Raw genomic sequence first — 17698 nt, 5'->3', positions numbered from 1 at the left:
TCAACACCTTTTAAGTCAAACTGCTGTAACTTAGGAACGTGGATTAAATAAAATGCAAAAGTTCATCCTCTATCTTGCTTCCCTCTCCTTTATAAGGAGAGGGATTGAGGGTGAGGTAAGTCGGGGACATAAATTGTATGTTATTTAATTCTTATTCCTTAATGCATTAGATCGCAAACAAGATAGTTTTTACCGTCCTGTTTCACCTATCTGATCTGCATCGTCTGCTACTCCATTGCGAAAGCGTACTTCTAACCCGTGTTCTGGGTCCCAGTCACACTCAGCTAGCAACTCAAAGGTAGGAATATGCCGGTCATACTCAACGTGGGGCGGCACATAGATATATGAGAAAGTGACCTCATCCCAGACCTGAATGGGATTAGCCAGCAGCGGCATTGACTCATCTCCAATCATCTCACGATATACATCATAATTTTGCAGCACCAGAGGAGCAGTGATGCGTAACACATCGGGTGGCAAGGCTAGAGCTTGCCGAATAGCTTCACGCTGAGGCGATGAAAGTTCCCCAATCTGCCCCTGTTCAAAATCTACACAAATCGGTACACGGCGATCGCCCAAAACAGCACATTGTGCTAAAGTCCAGTGGTTATCTTCCATTCTCATCTCTCCAAACTCAGCATCGTAGTAACTCGTTGGGGGTTTCATCATTTTCAGGTACTGCCTTTATTCATCAAAATTATGAAAAAATTTTGATTCGTAGATCGCATAATATTCAAATGCTAAGAAACTTTGCTTCAAGATAGGAGAAGCTAGTTCTTCTACAGATATTTCTTTTAAAGCAGCAGCTTTAATTAGAGATTATTGAGTTTCTTGACTGATGTAAATATTAGTACCAATCATTTTTAACTCTATCTACTTTTTTAGATGATATCAAACATCATCAACCAAAATTTTAGTCATGTAATGTTGGGTTTACTTTCTCGAATCAACTAACGAGATTGGCGATCGCCTCTGAAGCAGAGACTACGTTTTCAGGCTGATAGCGGATGCCAGCTTGCTTAAAGCGATGTAAAGCTTCACCCAAGCGATCGCAATCTGCAATTAAACTAATCCGTACATACCCTTCACCTGCAACCCCAAAGGCATTACCTGGGGTAAGAACAACACCAGTTTGCTGCAACACGTTCAGGGCAAAATCTGTGGAACCAACGCCAACGGGACACTTCATCCAAAGATACATCGTCGCCTTAGTTTTGGGAATATCCCAACCCAACTCTCCTAATCCTTGAATCAGGAAATCGCGACGGGTACGGTAGCGTTGTTGTACCTCGTGCAAATACACATCTGGCAGTTGTAAAGCTGTTTCGGCTGCTGTTTGTAATGCTGCAAAAATCCCGTAATCCAAATTAGTTTTCAGCGTCCGTAAACCTTGAATTACATGGCGATTACCCACCACAAATCCAACGCGCCAACCAGCCATATTGTAAGTTTTAGATAAGGTGTGAAATTCCACACCAATATCTTTTGCACCGGGAATTTCTAGCAAGCTAGTAGGTTGATAACCATCAAAAGCTAACTCGGCATAACACAAGTCATGCACCAGCAGAATTTCATATTTGCGGGCGAAAGCGACGATTTCTTCAAAAAATTCGCGGGGGGCTGTGGCAGCAGTAGGATTGCTGGGATAGTTGAAATAGAGAATTTTGGCTTGTTTAGCAACCTCGTCAGGAATCGCAGCTAAATCGATTAACCAGTCATTCTCTGGTTTGAGAATCAAACTGTGGATTTTCCCCCCTGCGATCGCCGGGCCCCGAAAATGGGCGGGATAAGCTGGGGAAGGAACTAAAACTAAATCGCCAGGATTAACGTAGGCGATCGCTAGATGGGTTAATCCTTCTTTAGAACCAAGTAGTGGTAAAGCTTCACTATCGGGATCGAGAACCACACCATAACGGCGATGATACCAGTTGGTGATCGCCCGGCGGAAACTAGCAGTCCCCTCAAAAGGAGGATAACCGTGATTGGCGGGATCTTTTAAAGCGGCGATCGCTGCTTCTACAACTGGTGCTGGCGTTGCACCATCGGGGTTTCCCATACCCAAATCAATTAAATCCAGCCCTTGTTCGCGTGCTTTAGCTTTTAGTTCATCTAAACGGGCAAATACATAAGGTGGCAGTTTTTGTATGCGTTCTGCTGGGACAATCCAATTTAAACTCATTCTTCAACCTCGTCACTGATTCCCTTGGGCGAAACTCGATTCATGTCTCTACTATCTATAGGTGCAGTGGTGGAAACCATTGCTGCCATCAACTGTTCTAGCGCGACTTTAAACGGTAGTCGATGGATGTCAGAATTAGGAACCAGAGCAATTTCAGCGGCTGTTTGCAACTCGCCTAATGTAATATTGCCCAATCCCAAATCGCTTAATTTTTGGGGTAGTCCAATTTCTGCATAGAACTTTAACAACTGTTGTCGTGCCGAAGCTGCTAGTTGATTGCCTTGTAGCATTTCTTCTAAACGCAGTTGCACCAAAATCCCAAAAGCAACTTTTTCGCCATGAATACTGCCATGTCCTGAAATATGAGTTAAACCATTATGCACGGCATGGGCAGCAACTGTGCGACACTGCGCCCCTCCAAGTCCCCCAACTACCCCGGCGAGTAAAACAGTGGCGTCTACAACTTCTCGCCAAACCTCACTACCTGGTTCTTTAATGGCGGCGGCTGACTTTTGCAAGAGAATATCTCGCAAAACTCGTGCTTGTTGCACCGCAGCAATAATTAAAGTGTCTTGCAAATGCCCACTGCTAACTGAGGCTTCATACCACTTAGCGATCGCATCACCAATTCCAGCTACTAAAGTCCGTTGTGGTGCAGTATTAATCAAGTCATAATCAAGTATCAGTAAATCGGGACAACGAGACAGCCCCACATCGTAGAGAAACGCCCCGTCTTTTGAATAAACATTTGACAAGGCACTCCAAGCTGCACAGGTAGCCGCTGATGTCGGAATTGTCACCACTGGCAACTGTAACTGCTGCGCGACTAATTTAGCTGTATCTAGGGCTTTACCGCCACCAACACCGATAATTACATCAGCTTTATGTTCTTTTGCCGTTTTCTGTAAAGATTTCAGGCTAGCTTCGCAGCAATCTGCACCATAAGAAGCTTGAGCAGTATGTAACTGTTGCGTTTCTAAAACTGGTTGCAAATTCTTTCGGCTAATGGCGAGAGTAGACTCACCTGCCACAATTAAGGGACGATTTCCCAAACAGGCGATCTCTGCTGCTGCTGCTTGCAACACCCCAGAACCACGGATTACTTTTGCTGGGGCAACTGTGAGCGTAAATAATGAACTAGAGGTTTGAGTAGACAAAGAACCTTGAGTAGAAAGTTGATTAGACATATAATCTAGTTTGCCAAAACCTTGATATTTCTTAATCTAATAGACTTACAGTCAAGTATGCTTGTTGCCACGCTGCTTTCAGAATGGCTACAAACAAAGCATCTGACTAAACTCAGTTTTAACCGATGTAATGAAAAATACAAAGTCTATCGTTAATTGGTTAAGCAATTTAACGACGTTGCTTGAATCTGTGATGTCCATTAGCCTAAAATTCCGAACTATCAAAGTTTTGAATAACCGTATAATTAATTAACATTACCACTCTCAGATTCTCAGGAAAAGTTATTGAGAACTGAATAATCTGTCGATGGTCATTCCAGCTATGGATAGGTGCGTGGCATACATCTATCTGTACGGCCCCACAGCCGATTCATTTGCCGCAAAGACTGTGAAAATCCCAACAATGGTAATGAGGATAATAACTGACAAATCACAACTCTCAGTACCCATTACTTACACGTTGATTGACCTTTTCTTACAGTGGAATCACGGAAGTGTGAATATCTTAATCTAAAAATAACTATTAATGTATCAGTAAATACAAAATAAATTTTGTTATTCTGATAATAGGTAAATTATCTTGTCCTCTAGGAGGATCAGGGCTGAAGAAAAAATTGTACAATTTCCCCCTGCCCCTGCTCCTCTTAAGCAGTAGGTTTTGGCAATTGGGCGAATTTGTCTGTGTAAATTTCGACTGTGACTGGGGAATTTTGATGCGAAACGAGCGATCGCTTCACCTCACCCAAGTAAACTGGTACAGAAGCCCCTTGTTCTGGGTGGATAATGGTACGGGCGCGAACTGTCAACTTGTCGTCTTCGCGTGTACCTGAGCGGCCATAAGAGAAGAGATTACTAGCTGCTTGACGTAAAGTTGCTTCTAATTGTGTGGGTGTAATTTGGGGTGATGTGGCAATCACCGCTTGTGTTGACCCATTGTCATAAACTAAAGTGTACCGGACTGCTCCGGGAATCACAGTCCGACTCAAGGGGACTATTGAGAGTGCAAATAAACCAGCTGTCAGCACCAGCATAAAGCCAGTCGTACCCACCAGGCGAAAGCGGATGCCCCATTTGAGAATAAAAGCCAAAACTGTTAAGGCAGCAAATATTAAGGTAGCTATGCCTGACCATTGGGTGTACTGAAGAAAGTTAGCTGTTGTGAGCATAAGGTTGGTTATTGGAGGCGTCTTTTTTTTGTTACCGACACACCCATTTTACCGAGAGCTTACACCAAAAAGGTTATTGCAATCCGGTTCAGTTAGAGAAAGTTAAGTAAGTAGGCGTGAATAATTAAAGGTTTATAGTAAGCGGCTTTAGCTTTTATAATAGGGCTGGAGCCGCTTACTATCACCCAATTTAATTAATTTTAGATTGCGTAATATTGTTTGATTTATTCTTGCGCGCTTACTTATTTGTTTCAGTGGTTGTTGGTCATTTGTTGTTCTCCGTCTGCCTCACTTCTCCAACCTTGGCAATCTTCAGAACAGTATTGGTTCACCAGAGACGATAGGGGAATTTTTAGATGTCTGCAACTTAGTTTGAACACTATCAATGATTGCCAGCCAATCAGCATCTCTGTTCCATTCAGAGCGAATCCTGGTTTTAATTTCAGTTCAGATATATACCCAGTTAGCCCTGTTTTGTGGACAGGAATAGTTTGATCATTATTGATATTGATATCGTAGTTATACCACAAGTAAGATTCCCCATTTAATTCCCCGCTACATGTAAATAAATAGGTTATGACGAGTTACAAAGACCTAGTTTAATTTCAGTAATCATGTTTTATTTTCCTTGATTAAAGATAAAATTTTTCAGATATTGCGTTAAATTAAATATTTTTTAAATAATAAAATAGTAAATATACAAAAGGGCATCTACAAGAGATGCCCGTCATGCAGGAAAACCGCAAAGGATTGTCCCTACACCTTCCCAACAATCAGCAACAGCGACTAATACCTAATTAGTCACTCTCACAGTCACAGACGTGAATATAGTAATCTTATTAATTTAAAACTCTAAACGTCCCCAGTGCATACACGGAAATTGATGGCAATTTTAAGTTACTGAGCACTATTTCATAACTGACTAATTTGAATGAGATGCAAACCTATCTTCTTTGTTATAACGATGTATTACTCCACAAATGGCAGCCAAAATTAACCATGAAAGCGCATTCAAACGAATATCGAAGAGGGTTACATCTACTGTATTAAATAAAACCCACGCAACAAAAGCCAGAAGATAACTGAAAAATATCAGTCTGTCTTCTGTATTTATATATTTTAACTTTCGCAATAATTGAACGCCTGTAATCAAAATCCAAGCGAGTAAGCTACAAAATAAAAAAGTACTGGGAAAACCAGTTTCAGCAGATAACATCAAAAAAAAGTTATGGGGATGACCCAAGGGAATCTGCATCTCGGCTTTGTAGAGTCTACTAAAACTCCGTAACCCCCAGCCAGTCCAAGGATGTTCCTGAGCTAAAGACCAGGCAAACTCCCACTGAGTTTTTCGCATTAAAGCGACTGGCCTATCTGGATACATATCGTCATTTAACCTTGCCCAAAAGAAAGCAGGAACGTACTGACGAAAAAATTGAGCGATTGGTGAGGGAGCAAAAGCTGCTAAAACCACACTAGAGACGATCGCAGCAACGGTACCTACAAGAATGCGCCAACCTTGGTAAAGTGCATAAGCTAAACAGGCGAAAATAGCGATCGTCCACCCATTGCGCGAACTGGTAAAAACCAAAGCAATAAAATTTGTAATCGTTGCCACGGTTAAAAAGAGAAAGGGGACTGGGGACTGGGAACTGAAGACTGAATTCTTCCCAATACCCAATCTTCGATACCTAATCCCCAATCGCCATTGTTCGAGCCACAACCCTAAGCCCAAGATGAAAACTATCGCTAGATAAGCAGCGAAGGTGTTAGCGTGCAAGAAGAGTGAGGCTATGCGACCTGGTGGATTTCCTCCTGGTCTGATCGTCCAAGCTAAGACAATCCACAAAATCTCGAACTTCAAACTCCAGCCTAAAAATAACTGTCCCAAACCGATAATTACCACTGGCATGGAACCGATCACCAAAATCCAAGCCATTTGCCGCAATTGGGCAAATGTTTGAATCAGAGTGCTATGGGCAGCGAAAACTAAAAAGAATGGTAATAAATTAAATAAGCCGAGGAAAGCTGCGGTCTTGTCATCGGCAAACCCAGCACTTATGACCAGCAACAGACTCAAAAGGGCAAATCCCCGGTTGAGGGGGCGGCGACTAATTTTCTGGTATTGTTTCAGTAAAGTTATTAATGATACAACAACTATAGTCACAGCCCCCAATAAAGGACTCAATGGAAAGATTAACAGTGCCCATAGAGAATAGTTCCAGCAAGATTGCCAACGAGACTTGAAATAGTAAAAAGCTTTGTTCAAGCTGGCTCCCAATATTCCTCACGAGTAAGGCGAATTTGAGCTAAGGCAAAGATGGTAGGGATGATCCGACCATAGTTAGTGGCGATCGCTCTCCACCCTAAATCCGCAAAAAACCAAGCCCACATCATTGGCCCAATCACAGCAAACATACTACGGGTTGCCCCATAACGAGCTGCACTCACAGTCATACCCCGTCGAGCCATTTGCATAGTTACATAGCTTTGGAATTGGGTTGTAGCTGCTTCTGAACCTGTAATTACCGCTTGTTTGGCTACTTCATAGGTAGCAAAGTGGATGGCAAATTGCCGGGCAATTTGCTTAAGTACAAGTGGCTGGAGCATGGAAGTAACCGCTAATGCACTACCGCCTTTGAAAAGTAACCCCAAGGGGTCACGTTGCAATAAAAGTGGTAGCGGTTGTTTTAATTCTGATTTGAACAACTGATGCTGCACCCGTACAGTCAATTTTTGCTTTTCCTGTTCAGGTAATTTTTTCCACACCTGTCCTAGCAGATGCAAAAATACTTCTGCTTCTAAATCAATAGTTGCCAGCTGATTAGAATAGGAAATTTTTAAATACTTACATACTTGAACTAACGCTTGCCGGTAAGTTACCTGCCCTGTGCGTCCTCGTAATACTGTCATCCCATCTGCCGCCAAAAAGCGAAAGCGACCCTCTAGTGCGTCTAACCAAGCTTTACGGTCTTGGCTTTGTACTTCGATGGGTTCGGGTGTGTGTACATAGTCTAGGGGATTGAACTTACGACTAAATAGAATTGCCGTTAAGTCTTGCAATTCTTCTTCGGTCGCTAACTCTAGCGCCGCCCTCATTTCATCCAATTTCCCTTCCTCCCTTCCGTGCAGCTTTCTGTACCTTATTCTACTATTAGCTTTCAGCAGTCATTAGTAGTAATTTTGTCCTTTGATAATAACCAATAACTAATGACCAATGACTAATAACCAATTATCAAGGACTATTGACTCATGACTGATATTGCAGTGATTGGTGCCGGAATAGCTGGTTTAGTTTGCGCCCAGCAGTTAAGTCAAGCTGGATATTCGGTGCTAGTGGTGGAAAAGTCCCGTGGCTTGGGAGGAAGACTGGCTACACGCCGCTTGCATGGAACTTGGGCGGATCATGGGGCTTGTTACCTGAAGCCAAAAACCGCAGTCCGCATTATATTGCACCTGAGGGAATGAGTGCGATCGCTAAATCTCTCGCCCCAGGTTTAGAAATATTACTGAATCAGCGTGTCATTGCTATTACTGCTTTCTGGATTAGCTGCGGCTGATGAAATTAATCATCAATTGCATCATCTACTTTTAGATAATGTGAACTTTTTAAACGTTTTTACCTGATTCTTTCATCTGTCGCTAGACTGATTTTGCACTTTAGTAAGTTGTTATTTTTATGACTTATTAAACGAACGTGCAACAAATAAGTTTTTTAGATGAAACAGTAAATTTTACAGCACACCTGAAAAAGTGATGTAAATTACCAAAAAGCTTAACTTCATTAAAAAGTTGTTCCTAATTCAAGTTTTTTTATTACGTTCAAAGGACATTCCCAGGATATGAGAAAAATAACTGCTCTAATGCTAAGTATTTCCGTGACTGTCGGCGTCGGAGCGTTAACGCCCAAAGTCACTAATGCCCAATTATTTTACCCACCAGCAAGTGATCGCCATTCATTAATGGTAATCGGTCAAGGGATGGTCAGAGTGCCAGCAGATACAGCAGATATTGAATTGATATTCAGTAGCGGAAGTAGCAATAATAACTTAGAAACGCAACCGTCATCTTTAGGGTCAGTCCGCCGCATATCCTCACCAATTCTACTCTTAAATTACAAAACAGTAGCAGAATCTTTACCAAGCAAAAAATCACTAACTAAAGCAACTCTCCAGCCTATAGTTAATAGCTTAGTTGCCAAAGGGATTAGTGCTGATAAAATTCAAGTGCAACTTAACACTAATTCCAGTGAAAATAACGGCAAGATATTAGTTAAACTGGAAAAACCAACACGCGATCGCGTCCAGGAAATTGTTGCTACAGCGAACAAGTCCACGAGCGAAATTGAAAATCTTTCTGTCAAGAGTGTGGGCGTTGAGTACACAGTCAATGACTGTCAAGCTTTGCAGAGTTCAGTTTACCAATCAGCTATGAAAGACGCTCAAAGTCGTGCTCAGGCTTTAGCAAGTGCTATAAGTGTTAAACTTGGGACTCCTTCTGTAGCAGAGCCATTTTACACATTATTTTATCCCTCATGTAGTTCCAAAACTGGAGTTACTTTACCGTCTTTTGCAGGTTTTTTATTATCACCGACTTATAATCCAGATGCAGCCGCAGAAGTAGAGATGAAAAAGGATATTTTTGTGACATATATAATCAAATAAACATTTATATTTGGTGCATAGACGCGCAGCGCCTTGTCGTCAGACATCGCACTTTGCTTTAGTCAAGATAGGAGTGCGATCGCTTAACTACTTTACCTTGTATATAAATAGGACTTACGCACACTCTACGATTCTTGGCGTTCTTGGCGTCTTGGCGGTTCGATAAATTAAGCTTTTTGGCAATTTTTGCGTAAGTCCTAATAAATACTTACTCTCATGAGTCAGTTAAGAAAATATCAATAAGTTAACTGTATAAATCTAAAAAATGTCAATCGTATGCCTAAAAACCGAGTCAAGATGAGTAATTTTTAAACTTCAATAATGAAAAAACTCCAGAAATATTTGTGACAAATCTGGAGCCAGGAAAGATACGCATTTACCTATATCAAATTTTCACCGTGATAGCATCCTACGTCATCAGGGTATACACCCAAATAAAGCTAAGGATGTCTGAGGTGTGCTTCTCGTTCACACATCTTTTCCGTTGGAAGTAACGTAAAACAGCCCTAGTTTATTTGAGGCTGCTTTGCGAGAGTTGTTTGGTAGGAGGGGTACATCAACAGTGATGCCGTGTGTTAAATATAAATAATTCAGTATGTATCCCTATTCAGCCGTGTTCTGGCATATCCGGATGATTCAGAAAATTTTGATCGCTTTTTCCAAAAAGAAACTCCAGACGCCCTTAAGGCATTCTGGAGCAGTAACAGGTTTCTAACATCAATTAATTTTTACCTATGCGATCGCCAGATGTCGTTGGGGTATATACTCAAATGTATTTTATTATGTCTAATCATCCGCCAATTGAACAGCAGGTTACTTTCTTTTATACCCATGATCTTGATGCATCCACAGAATTCTACCAACAAAAGCTGGGCTTGGAATTGTGGCTTGATCAAGGAACCTGTCGAATTTATACTGTTAGTGGCTCTGGATATTTGGGATTGTGTCAAGCAACCATAACATCAGATCCTCCCGCCGACAAGCAATCAAGTGTCATTTTTACCTTGGTAACACAGCAGGTGGATGAGTGGTTTGAATATCTCAAAGAACGTGGCGTCAAATTTGAAAAGCCACCTACACTAAATGAAAAGTACAACATTTACCACTGCTTTTTCCGTGATCCCAGTGGTTATTTGATTGAAATTCAACGTTTTGAGACTAACTACAAAAAAAAGACATAACTAAATAAGTTATGTCTAAACATTCAATTTACAGAGCAGGATTTGTACAGGTTAGAACTTTTTAATTTACTGGCATACATGATAGAGATTAATGTTGTATAACCATCATCGATAGCCATGTACCTTTTGTTCTATCGATTTATCGGGATGAGGCACGGGATTTATGCAGCCACCAAGAAATCTTTACATTTAATTTACAATTGGTGCATAGGCGTAGCCAGCACAACTCTCAGAGACGCTCTTGCTAGCAAAATCTCCGTAGAGGGGTACGGCAAAGGCTACTTCGATTACTTTGGCTCCATTGAGCGTACCCCTACGGGGAAGCAAGCTACGCGTAGCGTCTCGTAGAGAAGCCGAGACGCTCAGTACAAGTCAGTGACCACCGTAGGCATCGCTTTTGACTTTTATATAATAATTCTTCCCCTACCTCACGGCAGTTGCTACAAGGCTCTTGAGCCGCGCAATGCACTGCTTTCCCCTGCTTCCCCTTACCACTTCAATGGATTGTCACAAAAGGTAGGATACAGTCATTGCCGCCAGTATATCCTGTGATTTTGCCAACACTACTTATTACAGTATCCTCTTTGCCAATTGTGCTATTTCTATAGTTATTATTTTTAAAGTATCGATGTTTAATCTATCGGTTCACTGAATATTCTTTTAGGGTAACTGCATGACAGCCGAAAAATTCACATGGCTACGCACCAAATTACAACTTAAAGGTTCGGTGATGAGAGCAATTTACAAACATATTTTATGGTGCGGAGCTTTCGGATTTTTGATTTCTATACTTGACCATTTTGAGATGCCTGTCTCCCAACCTATTTTAGGAAGTGTCATTCCTAGTATTGTTTTAGGTTTGTTACTTGTATTTCGCACAAATACTGCTTATGAGCGATTTTGGGAAGGCAGAAAATGCTGGGGATCTTTAGTAAATAACATCCGAAATCTGGCCCGGCAGATTTGGGTATCAATTGATGAAATATCACCAGAAGATAAAGACAATAAAATTACAGCATTAAATTTATTGGTAGCTTTTGCTGTGACAACCAAATTACATTTGCGGGGAGAAGCAGTGAATAGCGAGTTAGAAGATTTAATGCCATCTACTAAGTATATAAAACTGAAGATTATGAATAATCCCCCCATAGAGGTTGCCTTTTGGATAGGAGATTATTTACAGGAGCAGTACCATCGCAATTGCCTTAATAGCTACCAGTTAACATCTATGCAAGAATTATTAAATAATCTGGTTGATAATTTAGGGGCTTGTGAACGGATTTTAAAAACACCTATGCCATTAGCTTATGCCATTCATCTTAAGCAATTATTATTATTGTATTGTTTCCTATTACCTTTTCAAATAGTAGATAGTTTGGGTTGGTGGACAGGTTTAATTGCTGCTTTGGTTGGTTTTACAGTATTTGGCATTGAAGCCATCGGCTTGGAGATAGAAAACCCCTTTGGTTATGACCCTAACGACTTACCTCTAGATACGATTTGCGACACAATGAAACGCAATATTGACGATTTAATTACTCTGACTCCAAATGCGCGATCGCATTCAGGTAATTTGACTTATGATAAAAGTTGAAATTGGGAAAAATTTCCAAGGCTTGGTTATAGCTTTGGGCGGTACACCCAAGCCTTGGCAATGTGCGATCGCATTTTAGCGGTTAATCATCCCACTACAGCGACAATTCGAGAAAATTTAGTAATTCTGCAACCTCAGTCTACTCCCCGTACTATTTGGAAACGTCGGTTAGATTAGTTTGTTCAAATCTTGTTAAGGATGTTTACGACGAGCTATGACGCTCGTGACGCTCGATGACTCGCTAACGCTACGTTATCGCCCTTGGCGTCTCCCTTTGGGAGAAGACTCGCTAACGCTTCTCTACGAAACGCTCTTGCTAGCAAGATCCCCGTAGGGGTACGCTATCGGTGTCGCAATTTTGCAGTATCTACTGTAGCGATCGCTTAAACAAATCTTAACTTTTATCTTTCGATGATTTTACTATCTTCGATCGCTTTTCTCGCTGAGTGCGATCGCCCTACTGCGACTCTTAGAGGATGTTTGAAAAGTCATGATTGATGTATCAAATATTTTTACCCCACCCTAACCCTCTCCTTTCTAAGGGGAGGGAACTAGATTTCCGGTCTCCCCCCTTGACAAGGGGGGATTAAGGGGGGTGATTTTAATCACAGCTAACCACTTTTCAAACAACCTCTTAAATATCCCTGATTTAATCCTGGCATATCTCAACGAACTCAACCGCGATCGTTTGGAAACTAAACTAGATAATCGCACTGTCTAAAGGAATGCCAAGGTTAAAGCTTGGCTAATATTTTTTCTGTTTATTTTACGCAATACAGAGCAGGAATTATTGACGAGCTAAGTATATACGCAATATAATTATTGTAGTATAACCTAGCGATAGAGTTAATTAAAATAATTTACCCATAGAATAAAGATAAGCAATATCAAAGATAATTTGGATGAAACAAATGAACACCAAAATTATTGCTTTGTTGGGAATTACGGCAGCCTTTGCAAGCTTAGGAAGTCAGGTGTACGCCCAGTCACCGACATCAAGCTCAAATTTAGAACAATACAGATTAACTGGTGATTCTCTAGTTGGAATTGATAATAGAACAGCCCAAGATGACTTTGGAAGGTTTTTTGAGCAAACTAATCCAGCAAGCATCTCCAACAATAATAGAAGAGGCAATAAAACTCCAGTCAAAATCCAGTTTAATGAATCATTATCATTACCAGACACTTCTGTTTTCTTAACACCTGCTCAGTCTGGGAGTGACAATGATGGATTGGAAGTACAGTTAGATATCGATAGAAAATAATCAGGCATCAAGGTTGACGCTGTAATTTTTAGTGGAGATACCCTACGAGTGTAGACGCCTTTTTCAGCTTCTAGTCAGTAGTCCATGTGCAGGGCGCACCTTCAGAATGGAACAAAGCTAGTACACACATTGTGGCGAAAGACTCGCCACAGACCCAACCATGCCCTGAAAGCCGTATCGGAATGTCGAGGCGATGTAAGGTGTTATGGTGTTATACAGAATTATTCGGCTTAATCCACCCCCTGCGGGATATTATGCGGAAGTGTTCTGCATAAAAATTGTTAAGCCCTACTGCATGTCTTTCACCACACCTCTTATGCCAGATAAATCTGCACCAGAAATTGAACTGATACACGCGGCGTACGCTGCCTTCAACGCGCGAGATATTGACGCCGCCCTCGCCACAACGACTCCTGACGTGGCTTGGCCGAAAGCGTTTAAAGGCGGTTATGTCCAAGGACATCAAGCAGTCCGCGCTTACTGGACGGAGCAATGGTCCGAGATCAATCCGCACGTGGAGCCGGTTGCCTTTCACCCGGAGGATTCCGGGCGGATCTTAGTCGATGTGCATCAGGTCGTGCGCGACCTAGCTGGAACAGTTCTTTCCGATGAGCACGTTGGTCATCGTTATACCATTGAGCATGGCTTGATTCAAACCATGGAAATCTGTCCACCTCCATTCTCGGGCCACTGAGCCTAACAAGGCGCTACACTGATGGATGGTAGCTGGATTGACGCCTTGCTGTACTAGAGTTAGAGCGAATATTTATGTTTAAATAAAAACAGTTTTGTTAGGAAGCATCGTCAACACAACGGCGGTTTTTATTGCTCATCCCACCTTTTATCAAGATTCGCGGAAAACCCCATCCGTCTATACGGTGGGGATGGATAGCGGTCTACGGAGCTTTGCTCCGTAGACAATCATTCTTTGCCACCTGACTGCCCTTTAATATAATCTTTAACTATTTCCAATGGCGCTCCACCACATGAAACCACACATTTAGAATCGTGCCATAGTTTAACTTTTTCACCCCAGTAAAATTTACCTATCTCTGACTTATATTGTTGTCTTAAAATCCTGCTGGAAGCAGATTTAAGCGAAGCCATTAAATCAGAAATATTGTTGTCTGGGTGTAGGTTAATAAGCAAATGAACATGATCCGGTTCTCCGTTGAACTCCTCAAGGATGCACTGATTAGCGGTTAATACCCGCACAAAAATAGGCTCCATATCTGCAAGCATCGCTTCTGTAAAAACTAACCTACGAAACTTGGTCACGAAAACTATGTGTAAATGAATATCAAAAACTACGTGCGCTCCTTTTCTTAAAAAGTTCTGCGCCGGGAGACCCGGACGCACAGACTTTTCGCTCCTCAAACTATCTCTACTCACTTCGAGTCAAGCCTATAATCGATGATATAGTGCTAAGAGTAACACGATTACATGATTCGACTGATGCTATATGGCTGTCAACAAATACTATTAAATCCTGACAATGATCTTCGTGCAATCTTAGAGTTTTTGTGTTGTGAAGCAACAAAGCTCTCTAACTGTGGAACGTACTATGGCCGTCAACTTTACTTTAAAACAGGTAGAATCCCTAGCAAATTTGATTTAAATAATGAGCTTGCTGATAATATTCATTTTGCAGCGATGTACTCTCAAGCAGCACAACAATGCTTGATGAGTGTAGCAGAGTCATTTAAATCATTCGTGGGGTTGCTTAAGGGAATAAAAAATGGGACTGTAAGGCAAAGTGAGCCACCGGGGAGTATCCCCGTGGTCACTTTCGCGCGAAGCTCGTGGGACGGAATCTTCCGCCCCACAGACTTCGCGCGAAATCCCAAGCTTCCAGGATATCGAGATGGTGGATTAAGCTTGGTAACATATCCGGCTCAAGCTATAAAGCTAAAGCCACAAGGTTTGCGGTTTCCATTGGGTAGCAAAGTAAAAACATGGTTTGGAATAGCCGAATTTTACTTGCCTATGCCATCTAACCTTGATTACAAGCAAATTAGAGAATATCGAATTCTTCCTAAAAATGGTGAATTATATTTAGAGCTTGTTTACAAACTTCCGACTATCCAAGCTGATGTGGATTTCAATAAATGTCTTGGCATTGACCCAGGACTCAATAACTGGTTAACTTGTGTAAGCAATGTTGGTACATCTTTAATTGTGGATGGTTTGCACCTCAAGAGTTTGAATCAATGGTATAACAAACGAATATCCGTTCTAAAGGAAAACCAGCCTCAAGGTTTCTGGTCTAAGCAATTAGCTCTCATTACCGAAAAACGAAATAGACAAGTTAGAGATGCTGTCAATAAAGCTGCTCGACTGATTTTAAATCACTGCCTTGAAAATAAAATAGGAACAATCGTTTTTGGGTGGAATGAAGGTCAGCGCCAAAATATCAATCTTGGCAGCAAGACTAATCAAAAGTTTGTTCAGATTCCTACTGCTAGGTTGAAAGATAGAATCTCTCAACTTTGTCAACTGTACGGATTGAAGTTTGAAGAAACGGAAGAAAGCTACACCAGCAAGGCGAGTTTTTTGGACTCGGATTTGCTGCCTACATTCGGCGAAAAACCCGAAGGGTGGCAAGAGTCTGGTAAGCGAGTTAAGCGTGGTTTGTACGTTTGTGCAAATGGTACAAAAATAAATAGTGACGCCAACGGCGCGGCGAATATTTTAAGAAAGGTAGCGGTGAAGCTTGGGCTAGACCTAAGTAGAATCAGTAGCGGCGACTTGATAGCGCCTTTAAGAATCCGTTTCTGGATTTCTTAAGAATCCCCATCCGCCTATGCGGTGGGGAGTATCAAACAAGTATAAAGTGTTGCACCTTACGAAATCCGCCTTCCTGAGTCGATAATTCTTCAATCATTTTGCAGTAGAATTAATCGTCTAGATAGAGGAGGGCTTTGAGATGACTCGTGTCATCATTGTGCGCCACGGTCAAAGCGGTTATAACACCGAACGGCGTATTCAGGGGCGCACTGATGCGTCAACATTAACCGAAAAAGGTCGTAACGATGCAAGTATTGTTGGCAAAGCCCTCAGCAATATTTTATTTAATGCGATTTACAGCAGTCCGCTGCAACGAGCGAAACACACAGCAGATATTATTCATAGTGAGTTAGCTACTCATCGTGAACAGTCTGCTGTACTCCAAGTTTCTGATTTACTGCTGGAAATCGACTTGCCTTTATGGGAAGCGCTGCTGAGTGCCGAAGTCAAGCAGAAGTTTGCCGAAGACTACCGCACTTGGCATCAACGCCCCGACGAACTGCGGATGCTGCTGAATGATGCACAAGGAACAAGAGAACATTTTCCTGTTCTGGCTTTATACGAACAAGCACGGCAGTTTTGGCAAGAAATTTTGTCGTCCCACCATCAAGGCGAAACTATTCTCATAGTGGGGCATAACGGCATTAATCGCGCCCTAATTAGCACAGCGCTATCCATCCCTGCAAGTCGCTACCATTCAATACAGCAATCTAACTGTGGCATCACCGTACTAAATTTTGCTGGGGGATTGGGGGAACCAGTCCAGCTAGAATCCTTAAATCAGACGCAACATACTGGCGAAAGTCTGCCCTCATTGCGACCGGATCATCAAGGAGTAAGGTTGTTATTGGTGCGTCACGGCGAAACCGACTGGAATCGCCAAACCAGGTTTCAAGGACAAATTGATGTCCCCCTCAACGATAACGGTAGACAACAGTCGCAAAAAGCAGGCGCATTTCTCCAAGAGGTAGCGATTGATTTTGCCGTTAGTAGCTCAATGCTGCGCCCTAAAGAAACAGCAGAGATTATTTTAAAACATCATCCTAATCTAAAGTTAGAATTGCAAGATGATTTAAGAGAAATCAGCCACGGACTCTGGGAAGGAAAATTAGAAGCAGAGATAGAGCAAGAGTTTCCGGGAGAGTTGCAACGTTGGCGGTTAGTGCCGGCCCAAGTGCAAATGCCTGAAGGGGAAAATTTGCAACAGGTGTGGGAACGCAGCGTAGCAGCTTGGGAATCAATTGTGCAAGCAGCATTAACTAATCAATTTAAAACTGTATTAGTAGTAGCTCATGACGCTACTAATAAAACCTTGCTTTGTCACATTCTGGGTTTATCGCTGGAAAATTTCTGGAATTTTCGCCAGGGTAATGGCGCAGTCAGTGTTATCGACTACCCTTCTGGAATCGATGGTTTACCAGTACTGCAAGCGATGAACATCACTACTCACTTGGGTGGAGGGGTACTAGATAAAACAGCAGCTGGGGCATTGTAAAAAAGTGCTGAGTGAAGAGACGCGATTAATCGCGTCTGTTCAGGAATGAGGAGTTGGAAGTGAGGAATAAAGTTAGAAGCAATTACTGAGGAACAAATAACTTATAGCGCTTCTTGGTTAAGTTCAATATAGACCTAACAAGAACAGCCCCAACTTTTGTAGCGTTGGGGAGTAAGATTGAAA

General features: G+C 41.9%; 16 protein-coding genes and 1 pseudogene. 9 read left to right on the top strand and 8 right to left on the bottom strand.

The features are described 5' to 3' along the window. Positions 1 to 189: 189 nt before the first annotated feature. The 7 genes from V7K35_RS03050 to V7K35_RS03020 form a co-directional block, all read right to left on the bottom strand. Positions 190 to 669 carry a DUF6985 domain-containing protein gene (locus tag V7K35_RS03050; protein ID WP_335076287.1) on the bottom strand — a complete coding sequence of 160 codons (480 nt, stop codon included), beginning with the start codon at positions 667 to 669 and terminating at the stop codon, positions 190 to 192. Between the two features lie 277 nt (positions 670 to 946). Next, positions 947 to 2179 (bottom strand): aspartate aminotransferase, encoded by a 1233-nt coding sequence (locus V7K35_RS03045; RefSeq protein ID WP_335076285.1) that lies wholly within the window; start codon positions 2177 to 2179, stop codon positions 947 to 949. Further along, positions 2176 to 3366, bottom strand: a complete 1191-nt coding sequence (locus V7K35_RS03040; RefSeq protein WP_335076283.1) for an iron-containing alcohol dehydrogenase family protein — start codon at positions 3364 to 3366, stop codon at positions 2176 to 2178. Before V7K35_RS03040 ends, V7K35_RS03045 begins: the two co-directional genes overlap by 4 nt. 644 nt (positions 3367 to 4010) lie before the next feature. Then, positions 4011 to 4532 carry a Ycf51 family protein gene (locus V7K35_RS03035; RefSeq protein WP_335076281.1) on the bottom strand — a complete coding sequence of 174 codons (522 nt, stop codon included), beginning with the start codon at positions 4530 to 4532 and terminating at the stop codon, positions 4011 to 4013. A 251-nt stretch (positions 4533 to 4783) separates the two neighbouring features. Beyond that, the gene (locus tag V7K35_RS03030) at positions 4784 to 5062 is read right to left on the bottom strand and encodes a hypothetical protein (protein WP_335076279.1); all 279 of its coding nucleotides are present in this window, start codon (positions 5060 to 5062) and stop codon (positions 4784 to 4786) included. Positions 5063 to 5454: 392 nt separating this feature from the next. Further along, the gene (locus V7K35_RS03025) at positions 5455 to 6813 is read right to left on the bottom strand and encodes an O-antigen ligase family protein (protein WP_335076419.1); all 1359 of its coding nucleotides are present in this window, start codon (positions 6811 to 6813) and stop codon (positions 5455 to 5457) included. After that, positions 6795 to 7637, bottom strand: coding sequence for a YaaW family protein (locus V7K35_RS03020; RefSeq protein WP_334723018.1), 843 nt, complete (start codon positions 7635 to 7637; stop codon positions 6795 to 6797). Before V7K35_RS03020 ends, V7K35_RS03025 begins: the two co-directional genes overlap by 19 nt. Before the next feature lie 144 nt (positions 7638 to 7781). Between V7K35_RS03020 and V7K35_RS03015 the strand changes: the two are divergent. The 7 genes and pseudogenes from V7K35_RS03015 to V7K35_RS02985 all read left to right on the top strand — a co-directional run. Further along, positions 7782 to 8062: pseudogene (locus tag V7K35_RS03015) on the top strand (FAD-dependent oxidoreductase); the annotation flags it as partial. 330 nt (positions 8063 to 8392) lie between these two features. Further along, positions 8393 to 9193, top strand: a complete 801-nt coding sequence (locus V7K35_RS03010) for an SIMPL domain-containing protein (protein WP_335076277.1) — start codon at positions 8393 to 8395, stop codon at positions 9191 to 9193. A gap of 782 nt (positions 9194 to 9975) precedes the next feature. Further along, positions 9976 to 10374 carry a VOC family protein gene (locus tag V7K35_RS03005; protein ID WP_335076275.1) on the top strand — a complete coding sequence of 133 codons (399 nt, stop codon included), beginning with the start codon at positions 9976 to 9978 and terminating at the stop codon, positions 10372 to 10374. 673 nt (positions 10375 to 11047) lie between these two features. Continuing rightward, positions 11048 to 11968, top strand: coding sequence for a bestrophin family protein (locus V7K35_RS03000; RefSeq protein WP_335076273.1), 921 nt, complete (start codon positions 11048 to 11050; stop codon positions 11966 to 11968). Positions 11969 to 12563: 595 nt separating this feature from the next. Then, positions 12564 to 12689: a hypothetical protein gene (locus V7K35_RS02995; protein ID WP_335076271.1), complete on the top strand. Its 126-nt coding sequence runs from the start codon at positions 12564 to 12566 to the stop codon at positions 12687 to 12689. Positions 12690 to 12879: 190 nt separating this feature from the next. After that, positions 12880 to 13233, top strand: coding sequence for a hypothetical protein (locus V7K35_RS02990; RefSeq protein WP_334723025.1), 354 nt, complete (start codon positions 12880 to 12882; stop codon positions 13231 to 13233). A 316-nt stretch (positions 13234 to 13549) separates the two neighbouring features. Continuing rightward, positions 13550 to 13927 (top strand): nuclear transport factor 2 family protein, encoded by a 378-nt coding sequence (locus V7K35_RS02985; protein ID WP_335076269.1) that lies wholly within the window; start codon positions 13550 to 13552, stop codon positions 13925 to 13927. Between the two features lie 227 nt (positions 13928 to 14154). Here V7K35_RS02985 and tnpA read toward each other — a convergent pair whose 3' ends face one another. Then, positions 14155 to 14592: an IS200/IS605 family transposase gene (tnpA, locus tag V7K35_RS02980; protein WP_335076267.1), complete on the bottom strand. Its 438-nt coding sequence runs from the start codon at positions 14590 to 14592 to the stop codon at positions 14155 to 14157. Positions 14593 to 14676: 84 nt separating this feature from the next. On the opposite strand from tnpA, the gene V7K35_RS02975 reads away from it, so the two are divergent. Then, positions 14677 to 16020 carry an RNA-guided endonuclease InsQ/TnpB family protein gene (locus V7K35_RS02975; protein WP_335076265.1) on the top strand — a complete coding sequence of 448 codons (1344 nt, stop codon included), beginning with the start codon at positions 14677 to 14679 and terminating at the stop codon, positions 16018 to 16020. Between the two features lie 139 nt (positions 16021 to 16159). Further along, complete coding sequence (locus tag V7K35_RS02970) at positions 16160 to 17515, top strand: histidine phosphatase family protein (protein WP_334794830.1); 1356 nt, start codon at positions 16160 to 16162, stop codon at positions 17513 to 17515. The last annotated feature ends 183 nt before the right edge of the window (positions 17516 to 17698 follow it).

This window comes from Nostoc sp. (genome assembly GCF_036917275.1).
GTDB lineage: Bacteria > Cyanobacteriota > Cyanobacteriia > Cyanobacteriales > Nostocaceae > Nostoc.
The sequence above is the reverse complement of the archived record's forward strand: the minus strand, read 5'-3'. Positions and strand labels throughout refer to the sequence as shown.

Coding starts and splice junctions, on each gene's coding strand:
- V7K35_RS03050 (WP_335076287.1), bottom strand. CDS start 669: ATGATGAAACCCCCAACGAGTTACTACGATGCTGAGTTTGGAGAGATG.
- V7K35_RS03045 (WP_335076285.1), bottom strand. CDS start 2,179: ATGAGTTTAAATTGGATTGTCCCAGCAGAACGCATACAAAAACTGCCA.
- V7K35_RS03040 (WP_335076283.1), bottom strand. CDS start 3,366: ATGTCTAATCAACTTTCTACTCAAGGTTCTTTGTCTACTCAAACCTCT.
- V7K35_RS03035 (WP_335076281.1), bottom strand. CDS start 4,532: ATGCTCACAACAGCTAACTTTCTTCAGTACACCCAATGGTCAGGCATA.
- V7K35_RS03010 (WP_335076277.1), top strand. CDS start 8,393: ATGCTAAGTATTTCCGTGACTGTCGGCGTCGGAGCGTTAACGCCCAAA.
- V7K35_RS03005 (WP_335076275.1), top strand. CDS start 9,976: ATGTCTAATCATCCGCCAATTGAACAGCAGGTTACTTTCTTTTATACC.
- V7K35_RS03000 (WP_335076273.1), top strand. CDS start 11,048: ATGACAGCCGAAAAATTCACATGGCTACGCACCAAATTACAACTTAAA.
- V7K35_RS02990 (WP_334723025.1), top strand. CDS start 12,880: ATGAACACCAAAATTATTGCTTTGTTGGGAATTACGGCAGCCTTTGCA.
- V7K35_RS02985 (WP_335076269.1), top strand. CDS start 13,550: ATGCCAGATAAATCTGCACCAGAAATTGAACTGATACACGCGGCGTAC.
- V7K35_RS02975 (WP_335076265.1), top strand. CDS start 14,677: ATGATTCGACTGATGCTATATGGCTGTCAACAAATACTATTAAATCCT.
- V7K35_RS02970 (WP_334794830.1), top strand. CDS start 16,160: ATGACTCGTGTCATCATTGTGCGCCACGGTCAAAGCGGTTATAACACC.